Here is a 14,853-nt window from a genome sequence, read left to right on the forward strand (position 1 = left end):
TTGGTCAGGCGTCGGCGATGATCAGCCGGATGCCAGCTGCTTCGATGGTGCTGGCGTCCTTGTCGCCAAGTCGCGCGTCTGTGACGAGCACATCGATTTCATTCAGCGGGCATACGACATTGCCTGACGAGCTTTCGAATTTGGACGCATCGGCGAGCACGATCACCTCTTCTGCTCGCTCCATGAAGCGGCGCTCGCTGGCGACGAGAACCACATCATCCTGCATCAGGCCTCGTGCGCTGAGCGCGGCGGCGCCCATGAACAATTTGGGAGCGTGGAAAGCGGGAGTGAGGTCTTCACCGAACAGGGGCAGCACTATGTTCTGTTCCGGAAACACCGCCCCTCCCGGTATCAGCACGCGTGTGCCGGGCTGGCCGCCCAGAGCCTGGACGATGTGTAGAGAATTGGTCAGCACCTGCAGATTCAGCCCCTCAAGGAATGGACACATCTGTAATGTGGTTGACCCGCCATCGATCATGATGCCTTCGCCCGCATTGCATAACCGCGCTGCGGCCTGGCCAATGGCTTTTTTCTGCTGGGTGTTCAGAACGACATTCTCATGAAATGGCGTGCCGAACAGTTTCAGATCCGCTTTCGCCTGACCGTCGCTAGACGAAACAGATTTTGCCCCGCCGCGAACGCGGATGATCTTGCCTTCCTCGTCCAGTCGCTCAAGGTCGCGCCGGATCGTGGCCGGCGATCCGTCCAGCTTTGCTTCTATGTCCCGAAAGCTGACAAAGCCGTGCTCTGCCAGCAGGTCCAGAATGATCGATTCACGTTGTGTCGCATGCATGAGCGGTATTTTGAACGACGAACGCTAAGAATCAATCAATTTCAATCAGACAATTCCAGCGCCAAGCCCGACCGCGGCGCGTTCCTGGCTCTTTCGTTCACGGTATTGGCTCGCGCGATAGGTGGCGATCATGTCGATTGCGCCGCCCTTGTCTGCCCGCACGGCCGCGAGAAGCGGGGACACGTCTGTCTTGTAGGCGTCCCTTAGCGTCTGGAAGGCAAGCATGACATCATTCGTTTCCTGCGCTGCATGCAATGCGTCTCGGTCTACAAGCAGGGCTTTCGAATACGCCGTCACAATGGCGTCAGCCGAGGACATCATGGACTCGATCGGGTCAGTCACATTGTGCGACTGGTCGATCATGTAGGACGGGCTGAAACCGCCGCGTGGATTGCGTTCGGCTTCGACGAGTTCGTTGAACACAAGGAACAATTGGTGCGGATTGATTGATCCGGAATCAAGATCATCATCGCCATACTTGCTGTCATTGAAGTGAAATCCGCCGAGCTTGTCGAAGCGGTGGAGGCGGGCAACGATTTGTTCAATGTTCACGTTCGGCGCATGGTGACCAAGATCGATAAGGCATTTGCATTTCTCGCCAAGCGTCTGGGCGGCCAGGATGGATGAGCCCCAGTCAGAGATGACGGAAGAATAGAAAGCCGGTTCGAACATCTTGTGTTCAAGCAGCATGCGCCAATCATCCGGCAGGGCAGCGTAGATCTCTGCCGCCGCGTCCAGATACCGGTCAAGCGACCGTCCCAGATCCTGCTGGCCTGGAAAGTTGGTTCCGTCGCCAACCCAGACGGTCAGGTCTGTCGCGCCAAGTTTCTTTCCGATTTCGATACACTCGATGTTGTGGGCAACGGCTTGTGCGCGGGTGGCCGCGTCCGTCGATGCAAGTGATCCGTTGGCGTATGAATGTGACTGGCCCGGCTGATCCTGAAATGTGTTGGAGTTGATCGCATCGAAGCCCAACCCGAGGGCTTCGGCGTCGCGGCGCAGGGCGGAATAGTCTTGGACCTTGTCCCACGGGAAATGAGGACTGACGCGCGGAGTCGCCTGCGACAGCTGGTTGATCACCGCGCAGTCTTCCAGTTTCTCGTGAATATTGGTCGGCTCTCCGGGGATCGGAAATTTCGCGAACCGGGTGCCGCCGCGGCCGGTGCCCCAGCTTGGAACCGCGACGCTGAAATCAGACACTTTCTGGCGTACGTCGCTGATGTTGATGCCGTTGCGCGTCAGTTTTCGTGACAAGGCGGCGTAGTCTTCCTCGACAGCTTCGAGGCGTTTGTCATTCTGTTCGGCGATCAGGTCCGCGGAAATGGGAAGATGTGTCATCGAGGCTGCTCCCGTTTAGCGCGTGAAGGCTTGTGCGTTGCCAGCATCTACATTGAGCATGTTTCCAGTCGATTTGGCAGACATGTCGCTGGCGAAAAAGTACACAGCCTCGGCAACGTCAGCCGGCAACACGTCCCGCTTCAGCATTGAGCGTAGCCTGTAGTGCTCTTCCAGTTCCTTGCCCGTATCAATGCCATGTGCGCTGGCGCGTTCCTTGCGCCAGTCGCCATCCCAGATACGAGACCCCTTGATTACAGCGTCCGGGTTCACTGTGTTCACGCGGATGCCGTGCGCGGCGCCTTCCAGGGCGAGGCAGCGGGCGAGGTGGTTCGCTGCAGCCTTGGCAGAGGCATAGGCGGCGGCGCCATTTGCGGCGGCCACGCCATTCTTCGAACCAATAAAGACCATTGAGCCTTCGCCCTGTTGCTTCATCAGCGTGAAGGCGGAGCGCGCCGTCAGGAAATAGCCTTCAGCCAGTACGTCAAAGTTCTTTTTCCACATTGCGGACGTGGTCTCCTCGAATGGCGCAGACGAGGCAATTCCAGCGTTCGCGACGAAGATATCGCAGCCCCCGAACTCGACCGCGCACGACTTGAATGCCGCAGCAACGGCGGCTTCGTCGGTCACGTCGCAGATTGCGGTTCTGATGACATCCTTGCCGAATTCGCTCTGAAATCCAGCCGCCGCTGCGTCCAGCGCAGCTTCATCGCGATCAAGCAACATCACGCAAGCGCCTTCGCGCATCAGGCGCGCGGCGGTCGCGGCGCCAATTCCGCCAGCGCCTCCGGTGACGACTGCAATCTTGCCGACCAATGGTTTTGGCTTTGGCATGCGCTGCAGTTTTGCTTCCTCCAGCGCCCAATATTCGATGTTGAATGCCTCTTGTTCATCCAGCGCGACATATGCGCCGATGGCTTCAGCGCCGCGCATGACATTGATAGCGTTTCCGTAGAACTCGCCCGCGATCCTGGCGGTGGCCTTGTTTGCGGCAAAGGTGATCCGACCAACGCCCGGAACAAGGACCACGACAGGGTTGGCATCGCGCATGGCCGGGTCATTCGGGCCCGCGCAGCGTTGGTAATATCCGGCATATCCTGCGCGGTAGTCTTCCAGGGAGGATTGCAGGTAGGCCTGATCGTTCAAACGTTCGGGATCGAGCGTGAGTGGTGCGATCTTGGTACGCAGGAAATGATCCGGACACGATGTACCAAGGCGGGCAAGTCGTTCGAAATCGGCTGACCCAACAAATTCCAGTGTTTCTGCATCGTCGGAATAATGGGCAAGTTTCGGCCGGTCCCCGGTCATCAGCGCGCGCAGTTTCGGCATCAGGGCCTCGGCTATGGCGCGCCGCTCCGGATTTGGTGCCACGATCTCGCCACCGAATGCGGGCGCATCTCCGAGTTTCTCATTCAGGTAACTCGCCGCGTCTGCAATCAGCTGGATTGTGTGCTCATAGCAATCCTTGGCGGTATCCGCCCAGCAGATGATGCCGTGACCGGCCAGCATCACGCCCTGAACGTCAGGGTTCTGTTTTACATAGTCCCGGATCATGACGCCCAGCGTGAAGCCTGGCCGTTTCCACGGAAGCCAGCCGATCTTGCCATTCCATATTTCCTGCGTGGCGGCTTCGCCTTCGGACGATGCCGCCAGTGCGATGATGGCGTCCGGGTGGACGTGATCAATATGCGCAAAGGGCAAAAGCGAATGGAGCGGTGTGTCGATGGAGGCCGCGCGGGTGTTCAGATTGTAGGTGCAATGCGGAAGGTAGCCGACCATCTTGTCGTCATCGTCGGGGCCGGAATAATGCTTTTCCAGTTCAAGCAGTCTGGATTGGTAGAGCGTAGCGAACCCCTCGATCTTCATGGAGCCGATGTCGCCACCGGATCCTTTTACCCACAAGACGTCAACAGTCTCACCCGTTAGCGGATCAACACCTTCAAGTTTCGCCGATGTGTTGCCACCGCCAAAGTTCGTTACGGTGAGATCCGATCCCAGCAGGTTGGATCGATACAAGAGCAGCTCAGGAGGGGACAAATCAGCGGCCACATCGTCGTTCCACAGGCTTTCGGGAACGGCGAACTTTGTGGCGGAGCGGGCGAGAGCTTCGGTATCAGTGGACATGTGGGGCCTCCAAACGACATCTTTCGGCTCGCTAGCATTTCAAATTGCCAAATTCAATCATTTTCGCTTAATAATGATCATTGTTGTGGAATCAATTGTTGGAGTATCCGAATGAGTGCCGTCATCGTGCTCGACGTCGGCAAGACGGTCAGCAAGCTCAGTCTTTGGTCTCCTGACGGAGATGTCCTGGCGCGGGAGACCCGGGCGAATGAGCGTGTGAGTTCAAATGGGCGCGCCACGCTGGACGTTGATGGCATCTCCGAATGGCTGATTTTCACGCTCAAGAAATTCGCGCCTCTCGCAGAAGTCGCCCACATCATCCCGGTCGCGCACGGGGCAGGACTTGTTGTGGTGAAGTCTGGCCGACATGTCATTCCGCCGTTCGATTACGAAGTTCCCATTCCGGACGATGTTCGGCGTGGCTACGCGGCGGAGAGGGATCCGTTCGAAATTACTGGTTCGCCCTTTCTGGCCGACGGTTTGAATGCGGGGGCGCAACTATACTGGGCGGTGCAGGAGAATGATGCGGTCCTGGATGACGCGACAATCATGCCGTGGGCGCAATACTGGGCATGGTTTCTGTCAGGGGAAATGCGCTCGGAAGGCACCAGCCTGGGCTGCCACACGGATTTATGGGCGCCGATGGAGCGGGACTTTTCGCCCATGGCGAAGCGGTTAGGCTGGGCGCAGCGTTTTGCGCCGGTCGTCTTTGCGGGAGAGCCCATTGGACAATTGCGCGGCGACCTGGCCCACAGGACCGGATTGAGTCCAAACGCTGTCATTCATTGCGGACTGCACGATTCGAATGCGGCGCTCGTGGCGGCGATGGGATTCCCTCAGTTCGCTGAAGACGAGATGAGCATCGTTTCAACGGGTACATGGTTCGTAACGATGCGGCGACCGGAAAAGTCTGCTGACTTGCCCGCTTTGTCTGATGAAAGAGATTGCCTCGTCAATGTGGATGCGTGGAACCGGCCAGTCCCATCTGCACGCTTCATGGGCGGGCGGGAGATTGAGCGACTCGTCGCGCCGGATGCGCAGCGAGTGGACCGGAGGCAGGATCAGGCGCGGTTGATGGACGCTGTGCCGGACGTGATGAGGTCTGGCGCGCAATTGGTGCCCTGTTTTGCGCCGGGATTTGGTCCTTATTCAAAGCGCTCAGGTCATTGGATTTCAAAACCCGGAACGGCAGATGCCAGAGGGGCGACCATCAGTCTGTATGCCGCTCTGATGACGAATACCTGTCTTGACCTGGTTGCTTCAACGGGGCCCGTCCTGGTGGAAGGGCGTTTTGCAGGGGCTGAGGTTTTCGTGCGTGGGCTGGCATCCTTGCGGGGTGATGATCAAGTGTTTGTATCGAGTGCGCAGAACGATGTTTCCTTCGGGGCGCTCAGGCTGATCTATCCTGATCTGGAGCCGCAAGGCGTTCTGGAGAGGGTTGAGCCTCTTCCCGAAGACCTCGGCAAATATGCATCTGGATGGGAAAGTCGTCTGGCCGAAGCGGAGTATGACACGGAGGGGCGCTGACTATTTTCTGTCGAGCAGATCGCCGGACAGGTCAGGCACGGACTTCGCGCCCATCAGCACCATCGCAATGCGCATCTCATGTTCGATCAATGAGATGAATTGCGATACGGCAGTCTCTCCCCCCGCGGCCAGTGCGTAGATGTAAGCCCGTCCGAACATGACGGCATCCGCGCCGAGGCAGAGCGCTTTTAAAACATCCAGCCCGTTGCGAAATCCGGAATCGACGAGCACTTTCATTCGTCCGTCGACGGCATGGACGATGTCAGGCAATGCTCTGATGCTGGACGACACGGTGTCGAGTTGGCGGCCGCCATGATTGGAGACGATGATGCCATCGGCCCCGAGGCGGACGGCGTCGTCCACATCGTCACGATCCAGAATGCCTTTTATCACCAGGTTTCCCGACCAGGTGTCGCGAATCCATTCCAGGTCGCGCCATGAGATCTCGGGGTCGAAATTCGCGCCCAGCCATCCGATATAGTCCGACAAGTTTGTCTTTTTCCCTCGGTAGACAGATATGTTGCCCAAATCATGCGGGCGCCCCATCAGCCCGACTGACATGGCCCATTCGGGATGTGTGATGGCTTGGTACATGCGCTTCAACGGCGCGTTGGGCCCGCTCATGCCAGAGTGGGCATCGCGGTAGCGCGCCCCGGGTACAGGCATGTCTACAGTAAAAACAAGAGTGCGCACACCAGCGGCTTCGGCGCGCTCAAGCACATTCTTCATGAAGGCGCGGTCTTTCAGAACGTAGAGCTGAAACCAGATCGCGCGATCTGTCTTGCTTGCAACTTCTTCCAGTGAGCAAACCGAGACCGTTGAAAGTGTGTAGGGAATGCCCGCCCGCTCGGCAGCCTTGGCGGCCTGTACTTCGCCCCTGCGTGCATACATGCCTGTCAGGCCGACCGGGGACAGGCCGATAGGGGCAGCGAGCGTTTCGCCGAACACGGATGTGCTCAGGTCAATCGAATCTGATCCCCGCAAGACGCGTTGCCGTAACCGGATCGACTGCAGATCGGATGTATTCCGCGCGAGGGTTTGCTCCGCATTCGCGCCGCCATCTATATAGTCGAACAGGAATTTTGGCAGCTTGCGAAGCGCGGCAGCACGAAAGTCTTGTGGTGATGAAATGATCAAGGCCGTCGCCTCCCTGATGGTTTGCCGACCACTCTGGCGTGTTCGTGCTTGACGTACAATAAATCGAATGCAATCAACAATGATAATAATCAATCAAAATATGTCATACATGTGCATGTGATTCAGGGGAGGAACATCGCAATGTCGATTGCTGGAGCGGACGCCGCAGGCGCCGTCGAAACCGGTGAGCCGCAGAATCTGGACTTCCACCCGGTTCCGCCTCGCAAGCTTCAACCCGCTGGATATTTCGCCGGAAACTATTCGGGGGAGCATGTTGCAGGTACGGAATTTGTCATCGGCGCATTGTTTGCCGGGGCAGGCGCGGCTGCATCCGATGTGATTCTCGGTTTGCTCGTCGGAAACTTGCTGGCAGTTCTGACATGGGCCTTCATCACCGCACCGATTGCGGTCGACACACGCCTGACACTCTACGCCTATCTCGAGAAGATTGCAGGTCGCCATTTCCTGAAGATCTATTCGGTTGTAAACGGCGTGATGTTCCTCGGGCTGGCCGGATCCATGATCACCGTGTCTGCCTCAGCTGTGCGCGTATTCTACAATTCGGCAGTCCCCGGTGCGCCAATTGCTCCGCAGACCGGAATGTTCCCCACCGACATTCGGTTTGTGCTCATCGCCTTGGCCGTGGGGGCCGTCGTGGTCGCGCTTGCTGTCTTGGGCTTCAAAAGGCTCGCGCAGTTTGCAGGCGCGGTCGTACCCTGGATGATCTGCATCTTCCTTGTCGGCGCCCTGGTGCTCTATCCCTTGCTGGCTCAGGCAATCGGAAGTGCCTTGCCCGCGGTATCAGGCGATGTGTTCTGGCAGGTCCTCTCAACACAAGTGTACCAGCCCACCCCGATGGAGGGCGCTTTCTGGTCCATCCCGAACGAAGCCAAGAGTTTCTGGTCCATTGCGGCCTTTGCGTGGGTCGCCAATCTCGCAATGCACGGATCCCTGGGAGACATGACGCTGCTGCGCTTTGCGAAGAAAAAGTCTTACGGTTGGTTCTCCGCACTCGGCATGTTCATAGGTCATTTTGTCTGTTGGGTCTGCGCAGGCGCGATGGGGGCGGGCGCGGCCTATGCGCTCAATACACAGATAGGTCTGCTGGACCCCGGCGCGGTGGCGACACAGGCGCTAGGCCTTGCGGGGGTTATCGCAGTCATCATCGCCGGCTGGACCACATCCAATCCGACGCTTTACCGGGCAGGACTTGCGTTTCAGAGCCTGAACCCTGCCTGGAAGCGTACCCATGTCACCATTCTCGTTGGCCTCGTCACCATGGTGCTGGCGTGTTCACCCTTCGTGTTTACCCAATTGCTTGGTTATGTCGGGTGGATGGGGCTGATCCTGTCGCCGGTAGGCGCGATCATCGTCGCGGAGCATTGGTTGTTTCCGCGCACAGGGCTTCGTCGGTACTGGACTTCGTATCGCAAGTCGGGGCTGAATGTGCCCGCAGTTCTTGCCTGGGGCGCGGCTCTTGCCATCATCTCTGTGCTGTATTTTGGCGCCGGTGTGCACCAGTTCTTTCTTCTGCTGCCTGCATGGGCCACCGCGACGATTGCCTATCTGGTACTCGCGCGCAGCTTCGGTGCTGCGAAACAATATCCGCAGGCGGAGATTGAGGAAGAGACGCTCGCGATGCGGAAGGCGGAGGAGGCTCGCTATCTGGCGTCGGGCGCGCCAATTGACGAGTCTGGCGGGCACACACTCTTGTGGTGGGGTTTGCAAGCAATCGGCTTCCTATCCCTCGCATGGATGCTGGTGTCCGGCGCGCAACTCCTTTTCGTCGATGCGGCTGCTTACCCAGGTGCCCTTGCCGCATTCCGCGAGAACGTCATCTGGCCAAGCCTTGTCTTCTTCGCCTGCGCGGCGCTGGCGGTGATCATTCGTGGGGAGAAGCGGGAGCTGTCCTGAGCGATTTGAACACGATTTGCCTGATCGCCCGACCAGGGCGCAGCAGCTAGAATGAATGGCAGCTTTCAGGAACAATGAGGCGCGACCGAGCGAGAAGGACTCTGACCTAGAGAAATGTTCTGCATTTCTGGAATTCAGACCATTCCTGGCGGGCGCGAAGGAATTTGTGTCCGCCAAGTCTCGTGCGCTGCTAAAGGCCAAACGGAGGTGGAGGCGCGCGCTACCCTAAGGAGGACTCCGTAGAATGAGTTATAACGAACATGTGAGGAGTTTCTCGACAACTATCACTGGATATTAAGGGCCAGTGCGGTACATGCGCGGCATGAAAGCCGTTTTCAATCTGTCCCTTCCTGTAGCTGCTGTAGCGATTTTGGCAGGATGTGCCTCTGTGCCGCAGCGGCCGGAGGAGGCCGCTTTACCTGTGGGCGGAGATTTTCTCAGTGTGGAGGCAGAGCTTCCGTTCAACACTCAATGGTGGACGCAATTTGGTGACCCCGAACTGACCGCGCTGGTCGATCGCGCCCTGTCTGCCAACAAGTCGCTTGAGCTGGCCTCTGCCAACTTGCGTGCAGCAGAGGCCTCTGCGCTCGGGGCGCGTCTTGGGCGGAGTTATTCGACGTCGGCCAATACGACAGCCGAAGTCGGCCGGGCAGCTCGGTCGGGCGAAGATGTCGATTTGTCTGTTCAGGGCGGACTAGGCGCCAGCTGGGAGTTTGATGCGTTCGGTCGGATTGAGGCTCAGATCGCGGCGGCAGAGTTCGATGTTGAGGCTGCGCGACAGGCACGCCGAGACGTGGCGGTGATCGTCGCCAGCGAAACGGCACGTAATTATGTGCAGATGCGCGGGGCGCAAACACGGCTCGAAGTTGCGCGCAAGAATGCCCAAACCCAGGCTGAAGGGCTCGAATTGCTTCAGACCCTTTTTGACAATGGCCGTGCAACCCGGCTGGACCTTGAGCGTGCTGAGGCACAATACCGGACAACGCTCGCCTCATTGCCCCGCTACGAAGCGACGATCCAGTCGTCTCGAAATGCTCTGGCAGCGCTGACAGGGCGGGCGGCGAACGATCCGGATGCCTCTTTGGCGAACCTCGTCTCCACGCGTTTGGATATTCCGGAACATGAGGGAGCCATCGCAACGGGCTCCCTGGCTGAACTGGTACGGAGACGCCCGGACATCCGCGAAGCTGAAGCGACCATTGCCCGGCAACTGGCCCTTGGAGAGGCGGCGCGGGCCGATTTGTTTCCAACAATTACGCTCAACGCAGATCTGTTCGCGCTGTTCGACGACAGCAACAATGTCGGGGATCTGTCGAGCTTCGGGTTCGGTATTGGGCCGTCCATCAGCTGGGCTGGTCCCGACCTCAGACGCGTCCGCGCTGATATCGCGGTTGCGGATGCCGTCTCCGAAGCGGCAATTGCGCAATATGAGCAGACAGTGTTGAATGCGCTCAGTGAAGTGGAGTCGGCGCTGACCGACTACACCAACGAATTAAGGCGGCGCGACGATCTTCAGCGCGCCGCCGCCTCAGCGCGCCGTGCGATTGATCTGGCGCGACTGCGTTTCGAAGAAGGCCTCGATGACTATCTCGACGTTCTGGAGGCCCAGAGAACCCTGCTGACTGCGGAAGACCAGTTGGCGGAGAGTAGATTGCAATCATCCAGCCTCGCGATTGCTGCGTATAGAGCGTTGGGTGGAGTAGAGTTGATGGACGGAACTCCGCAAGCCGATCCAGAAATGGCATTGGAATGAACATGTTGAACAGATTTGCCTCTCTTTTCGTAAGTGCTTTGCTCTTTTCCGGGCTGGTTGCGAATGCTCAGCGCAACAGTCCTGCAAGTGTGTTTGTCGAACCGGTTCAGGAACGCCATTTCTCTATGCGGATCGAAGCGCTCGGTACTCTGGAACCGAATGAGCAGGTGGATTTGACCCTGAATGCGGCAGACCGTGTCCGTGCGATCTATTTTGACGATGGCGACCGTGTGCATCAGGGCAAGACATTGCTGTCTCTGGCTCAGCGCGAGCAGGTTGCCCTGGTAGAGGCCGCTGAGGCGACTTACGATGAAGCACGCCGCCAGCAGGAACGTCTTGCTCGGCTCGCAGAGCAGCAGGCCGTTTCACAATCCGAACTTGATCAGGCCAATCGCAATCTGGATAGCGCGGCGGCTCAGTTGCGCGCAGTTCAATCACGCCAGCGCGATCGTGTGCTCGTTGCACCTTTTGATGGCGTGCTCGGGTTCCGGATGGTCAGTGTGGGATCATATGTTCAGCCGGGTGATGTGGTCGCCAGGTTGATTGATGACAGCGAAATGAATCTCGATTTCTCGGTGCCATCCACATTCTTGCGGACCCTTGAAAAGGGCACCGCGATTGAGGCGCGCTCTGACGATTTTCCTGGCGAGACTTTCGAAGGCACTGTTGCCTCTATCGACAACGCGATTGATCCTGTCACTCGGTCCGTTCGCGTGCGAGCCACCTTGCCGAATCCTGACCGTCTGTTGATCGCGGGCATGTTCGTGCAGGTCACGCTGGTTGCAGATCCGCGTGTCTCACTGTCCATTCCGGAGGAAGCCGTTCAGCCGGTCGGGCCGCGTACATTCGTGTTCGTCGCCGCCGAAGAAGGTGGTGAGCGCGTTGCACGGCGCAAGGAGGTCACGCTGGGCCTACGCCAGGCGGGACAGGTGGAAGTGCTCTCCGGACTGGTCGAAGGTGAAGAGGTCATCACGGAAGGCGTGATCCGGGTTCGTGAAGGTGGCGCTGTCACTATTCGCGACAAATCCATGCTGGAGCCGCAGGCAGTCAGCGGGAAGAAAAGATCAGGCAGTTCAAGCGGTTCTTCATCATCTGCGGGACGCTAGAAAATGCTGCTGTCCGATACATCCATCAAGCGGCCGGTATTTGCGTCGGTTCTCGCGCTCATCCTGGTGATATTCGGTCTGGTCTCGTTCGAGCGCTTGCCGCTCCGGGAATACCCGGACATTGATGCGCCGATCGTCTCGATTGATACGAGATACCCCGGTGCATCTGCAAGCGTTGTTGAAACGCGCATCACGCAAATTATCGAAGATCGGATCGCGGGTGTTGAAGGCATCAGATATATCGACTCCAACTCAAGCGATGGACGTTCTCGTATCAGCGTCGAGTTTGGAATTGACCAGGATATCGATGTTGCCGCGAATGACATCCGGGACCGAATTTCCGGAGTAATGGATAATCTTCCCGAGGACACGGACCCGCCAGAAGTCGAGAAGGCCGACTCCAATGATGATGTGATCATCTGGTTGAACCTCGCTAGTGAAACGATGACGACGCCTGAGCTTTCTGACTATGCGCAGCGTTATCTCGTGGATCGGTTCTCGGCGCTTGATGGGGTGGCGCGTGTACGGGTGGGCGGTTCTCGCGACTATGCGCTTCGGGTCTGGATTGACCGTCGCAAATTGGCCGCGAGAAATCTGACCGTTTCCGAGATCATTCAGGCCCTCCGTAGCGAGAATATCGAAGCCCCGGCAGGTAGCCTTGAGTCCGAGAAGCGAACGTTTACGGTTCGTATCGACCGGACCTTCCGGACACCGGAAGAGTTTGCGGCGCTCGTCATTGCTGAAGGCGCAGACGGATATCTCGTCAGATTGGGCGATGTGGCCCGCGTCGAGCGCGGCACCGTGGAAGACCGTAACATGTTCCGGGGCAATGGTGTCCCGATGGTGGGGCTAGGCATCATCAAGCAATCCACCGCCAATACGGTCGAGGTCGCTGCGGGTGCGAGGGATCTTGCTGAAAGACTCAACGAAACCTTGCCGGAAGGCATGATCATCGCGCGCAGCTTCGACAGCTCGGTTTTCATCGATGCTTCCATCCGCGAAGTCTACACGACATTGGCCATTGCGGTTGGGCTTGTCACGCTCGTGATCTTCATCTTCCTGGGAAGCATTCGAGCGACCATCATACCGGCCATCACCGTGCCGATTTCCATCGTCGCCACATTCATCGTGCTCTACGCGCTCGGATTGTCGGTAAACCTGCTCACCTTGCTGGCTCTGGTTCTGGCAATCGGGCTCGTCGTGGATGACGCGATCGTCGTTCTGGAGAACATTGTCCGACGGATTGAGGAAGAGGGTGAGACACCGCTCGTCGCCGCGTTTCGCGGGACACGGCAGGTTGGCTTTGCAGTCGTTGCAACCACGCTCGTCCTGATTTCGGTATTCGTGCCGATCACCTTCATGCGGGGCGACGTTGGGCGACTGTTTACGGAATTCGCGCTGACCATGGCGGCTGCGGTTGCGTTTTCGAGTATTCTTGCTCTGACTCTGGCACCGATGCTCGCCTCCAAATTGCTGAAGCGCGAGAAGAATACCGGCGTGATGGCGGCGTTGCCGAACGCCATTGATCGTGGGTTTGGTCGCTTGCGCGTCGGGTACGCTTGGGTTCTGGACAAGCTGATCATGCGTCCCATCGCCGTCGGCGCCATACTCATCGCCCTGTTTGGCGGGGCTTATGGGCTCTCCCAGACCATCGAACAGGAATATGTCCCCATCGAGGATCGCGGAGCGTTCTTTGTATCCATCCGCGGCCCTGAAGGGGCGTCCTATGATTACATGGAACGCTACATGGACGAGATCGAACGCCGTATGCTTCCTTATACCGAGAGCGGCGAGGTCAACCGTTTACTCCTGCGCGCCCCAGGTTTCGGAAGCTCATCGTTCAATCAGGGCTTCATGATCGTTGTGCTAAATGACTGGTCCGAACGCAGACCTGCGGACGAGATCATTGGTGAAGTGAATGGAAAGCTCTCTGACCTGCCCGGCATTCGCGCCTTTGCCATCATGCGGCAGGGCTTGGGCGGTGGAACGGGAAAACCGATCCAGTTCGTGCTGGGTGGACCGTCCTATGAAACGTTGGTCGAATGGCGAGACACGTTCATCGCAGCGCTTGAGGAAAACAATCCCGGCCTCGTCGATATTGATTGGGACTACAAGGAGACGCAGCCGCAATATCGTATTCAGGTGAATTACGACCGTGCGGCCGATCTTGGTGTGACCGTATCGGACATTGGCGAGACACTTCAGACGATGCTCGGCTCGCGACAAGTGACGACATATATCGACGATGGCGAAGAGTATGACGTCATTCTTGAGGGGCTTAGGTCAGAGCAGAATACGCCGAATGATGTGCAGAACATCTATGTGCGGTCAGCCCGTTCTGGCGAACTCATCCCCTTGTCCAACCTTGTAAGCATCATGCCAATCGCCGATAGCCCGACGCTCAATCGCTACAATCGCGTCCGGGCAATCACGATCGAGGCCGGCCTGGCTGATGGTGCCGCGCTCGGAACTGTGCTGGACGCCATGCAGGCGACAGCGCGCGACGTGCTGCCCCAGGAAGCCATCATCGATTTCAAAGGCCAGTCGCTCGACTTCAAGACGTCGGGACAGTCGATCCTGTTCGTGTTCGCAACGGGGCTGGTCATCGTCTTCCTCGTGCTTGCGGCGCAGTTCGAAAGCTATCGCCACCCCGTCATCATCATGCTGTGCGTGCCAGCCACGCTGGCGGGTGGCATGCTGGGCATCTGGCTGACCGGCAACTCCCTGAATATCTACACGCAGATCGGACTGATCATGTTGGTGGGGCTTGCCGCGAAGAATGGCATTCTGATCGTGGAATTTGCAAACCAGCTGCGGGACGAAGGGCGAGAGTTCCACGACGCGATCAAGGAAGCCTCTCTCGCGCGGTTCCGTCCGATTGTCATGACCAGTTTGACAACGGCTGCAGGGGCGTTGCCGCTTATCCTGTCGAGCGGTGCAGGCGCTGAAACGCGGTCAGCGATTGGTGTCCTCATCCTGTTTGGTGTCATCGCAGCAGCGCTGGTGACAGTGCTGTTCGTTCCAACTGCGTATGCGCTGATTGCACGTGGCACCGGCTCTCCCGGAGATGTCGCCCGGAAGCTGGAAGCGGAAAGTGCGAGCGTCGATCAGGCGGCTGTGCCGGCCGAATAGCCTGTGTCGCTTTTTGTCGCTTGGTGTCGCGG

General features: G+C 58.2%; 9 protein-coding genes. 5 read left to right on the forward strand and 4 right to left on the reverse strand.

Annotation, left to right across the window (positions count from 1 at the left end):
* Window positions 1–4: 4 nt before the first annotated feature.
* The 3 genes from HF931_RS09880 to HF931_RS09890 are packed head-to-tail and all read right to left on the reverse strand — an operon-like array spanning window position 5 to window position 4,252.
* On the reverse strand, window positions 5–793 hold the full coding sequence (locus HF931_RS09880) for a DeoR/GlpR family DNA-binding transcription regulator (RefSeq protein ID WP_273239919.1): 789 nt from the start codon (window positions 791–793) through the stop codon (window positions 5–7).
* Window positions 794–838: 45 nt separating this feature from the next.
* Window positions 839–2,131 (reverse strand): TIM barrel protein, encoded by a 1,293-nt coding sequence (locus HF931_RS09885; RefSeq protein ID WP_035554696.1) that lies wholly within the window; start codon window positions 2,129–2,131, stop codon window positions 839–841.
* 15 nt (window positions 2,132–2,146) lie between these two features.
* On the reverse strand, window positions 2,147–4,252 hold the full coding sequence (locus HF931_RS09890; protein ID WP_273239921.1) for a bifunctional rhamnulose-1-phosphate aldolase/short-chain dehydrogenase: 2,106 nt from the start codon (window positions 4,250–4,252) through the stop codon (window positions 2,147–2,149).
* Between the two features lie 111 nt (window positions 4,253–4,363).
* Here HF931_RS09890 and HF931_RS09895 point away from each other — a divergent pair, with 111 nt between their 5' ends.
* Window positions 4,364–5,779 (forward strand): FGGY-family carbohydrate kinase, encoded by a 1,416-nt coding sequence (locus HF931_RS09895; RefSeq protein WP_273239923.1) that lies wholly within the window; start codon window positions 4,364–4,366, stop codon window positions 5,777–5,779.
* Here the strand turns inward: HF931_RS09895 and lldD are convergent, their stop codons facing one another.
* A complete protein-coding gene (gene lldD, locus HF931_RS09900; protein ID WP_035554700.1) occupies window positions 5,780–6,916 on the reverse strand; it encodes an FMN-dependent L-lactate dehydrogenase LldD in 1,137 nt (378 codons plus the stop codon). It abuts the gene before it with no gap.
* Between the two features lie 141 nt (window positions 6,917–7,057).
* On the opposite strand from lldD, the gene HF931_RS09905 reads away from it, so the two are divergent.
* From HF931_RS09905 to HF931_RS09920, 4 genes are all read left to right on the forward strand, one after another.
* Entirely contained in the window at window positions 7,058–8,830 is a 1,773-nt protein-coding gene (locus HF931_RS09905; protein WP_273239925.1) for a hypothetical protein, read from the forward strand.
* Between the two features lie 322 nt (window positions 8,831–9,152).
* Complete coding sequence (locus HF931_RS09910; protein ID WP_162176011.1) at window positions 9,153–10,583, forward strand: efflux transporter outer membrane subunit; 1,431 nt, start codon at window positions 9,153–9,155, stop codon at window positions 10,581–10,583.
* A gap of 2 nt (window positions 10,584–10,585) precedes the next feature.
* Window positions 10,586–11,689, forward strand: a complete 1,104-nt coding sequence (locus HF931_RS09915; protein ID WP_273239927.1) for an efflux RND transporter periplasmic adaptor subunit — start codon at window positions 10,586–10,588, stop codon at window positions 11,687–11,689.
* 3 nt (window positions 11,690–11,692) lie between these two features.
* Window positions 11,693–14,821 carry an efflux RND transporter permease subunit gene (locus tag HF931_RS09920; protein WP_273239929.1) on the forward strand — a complete coding sequence of 1,043 codons (3,129 nt, stop codon included), beginning with the start codon at window positions 11,693–11,695 and terminating at the stop codon, window positions 14,819–14,821.
* Window positions 14,822–14,853 lie beyond the last annotated feature (32 nt).

Source organism: Hyphomonas atlantica corrig. (genome assembly GCF_017795365.1).
GTDB classification, from domain to species: domain Bacteria; phylum Pseudomonadota; class Alphaproteobacteria; order Caulobacterales; family Hyphomonadaceae; genus Hyphomonas; species Hyphomonas atlantica.

Coding starts and splice junctions, on each gene's coding strand:
- HF931_RS09885 (WP_035554696.1), bottom strand. CDS start 2,131: ATGACACATCTTCCCATTTCCGCGGACCTGATCGCCGAACAGAATGAC.
- HF931_RS09880 (WP_273239919.1), bottom strand. CDS start 793: ATGCATGCGACACAACGTGAATCGATCATTCTGGACCTGCTGGCAGAG.
- HF931_RS09910 (WP_162176011.1), top strand. CDS start 9,153: ATGAAAGCCGTTTTCAATCTGTCCCTTCCTGTAGCTGCTGTAGCGATT.
- HF931_RS09920 (WP_273239929.1), top strand. CDS start 11,693: ATGCTGCTGTCCGATACATCCATCAAGCGGCCGGTATTTGCGTCGGTT.
- HF931_RS09905 (WP_273239925.1), top strand. CDS start 7,058: ATGTCGATTGCTGGAGCGGACGCCGCAGGCGCCGTCGAAACCGGTGAG.
- HF931_RS09915 (WP_273239927.1), top strand. CDS start 10,586: ATGTTGAACAGATTTGCCTCTCTTTTCGTAAGTGCTTTGCTCTTTTCC.
- HF931_RS09890 (WP_273239921.1), bottom strand. CDS start 4,252: ATGTCCACTGATACCGAAGCTCTCGCCCGCTCCGCCACAAAGTTCGCC.
- HF931_RS09895 (WP_273239923.1), top strand. CDS start 4,364: ATGAGTGCCGTCATCGTGCTCGACGTCGGCAAGACGGTCAGCAAGCTC.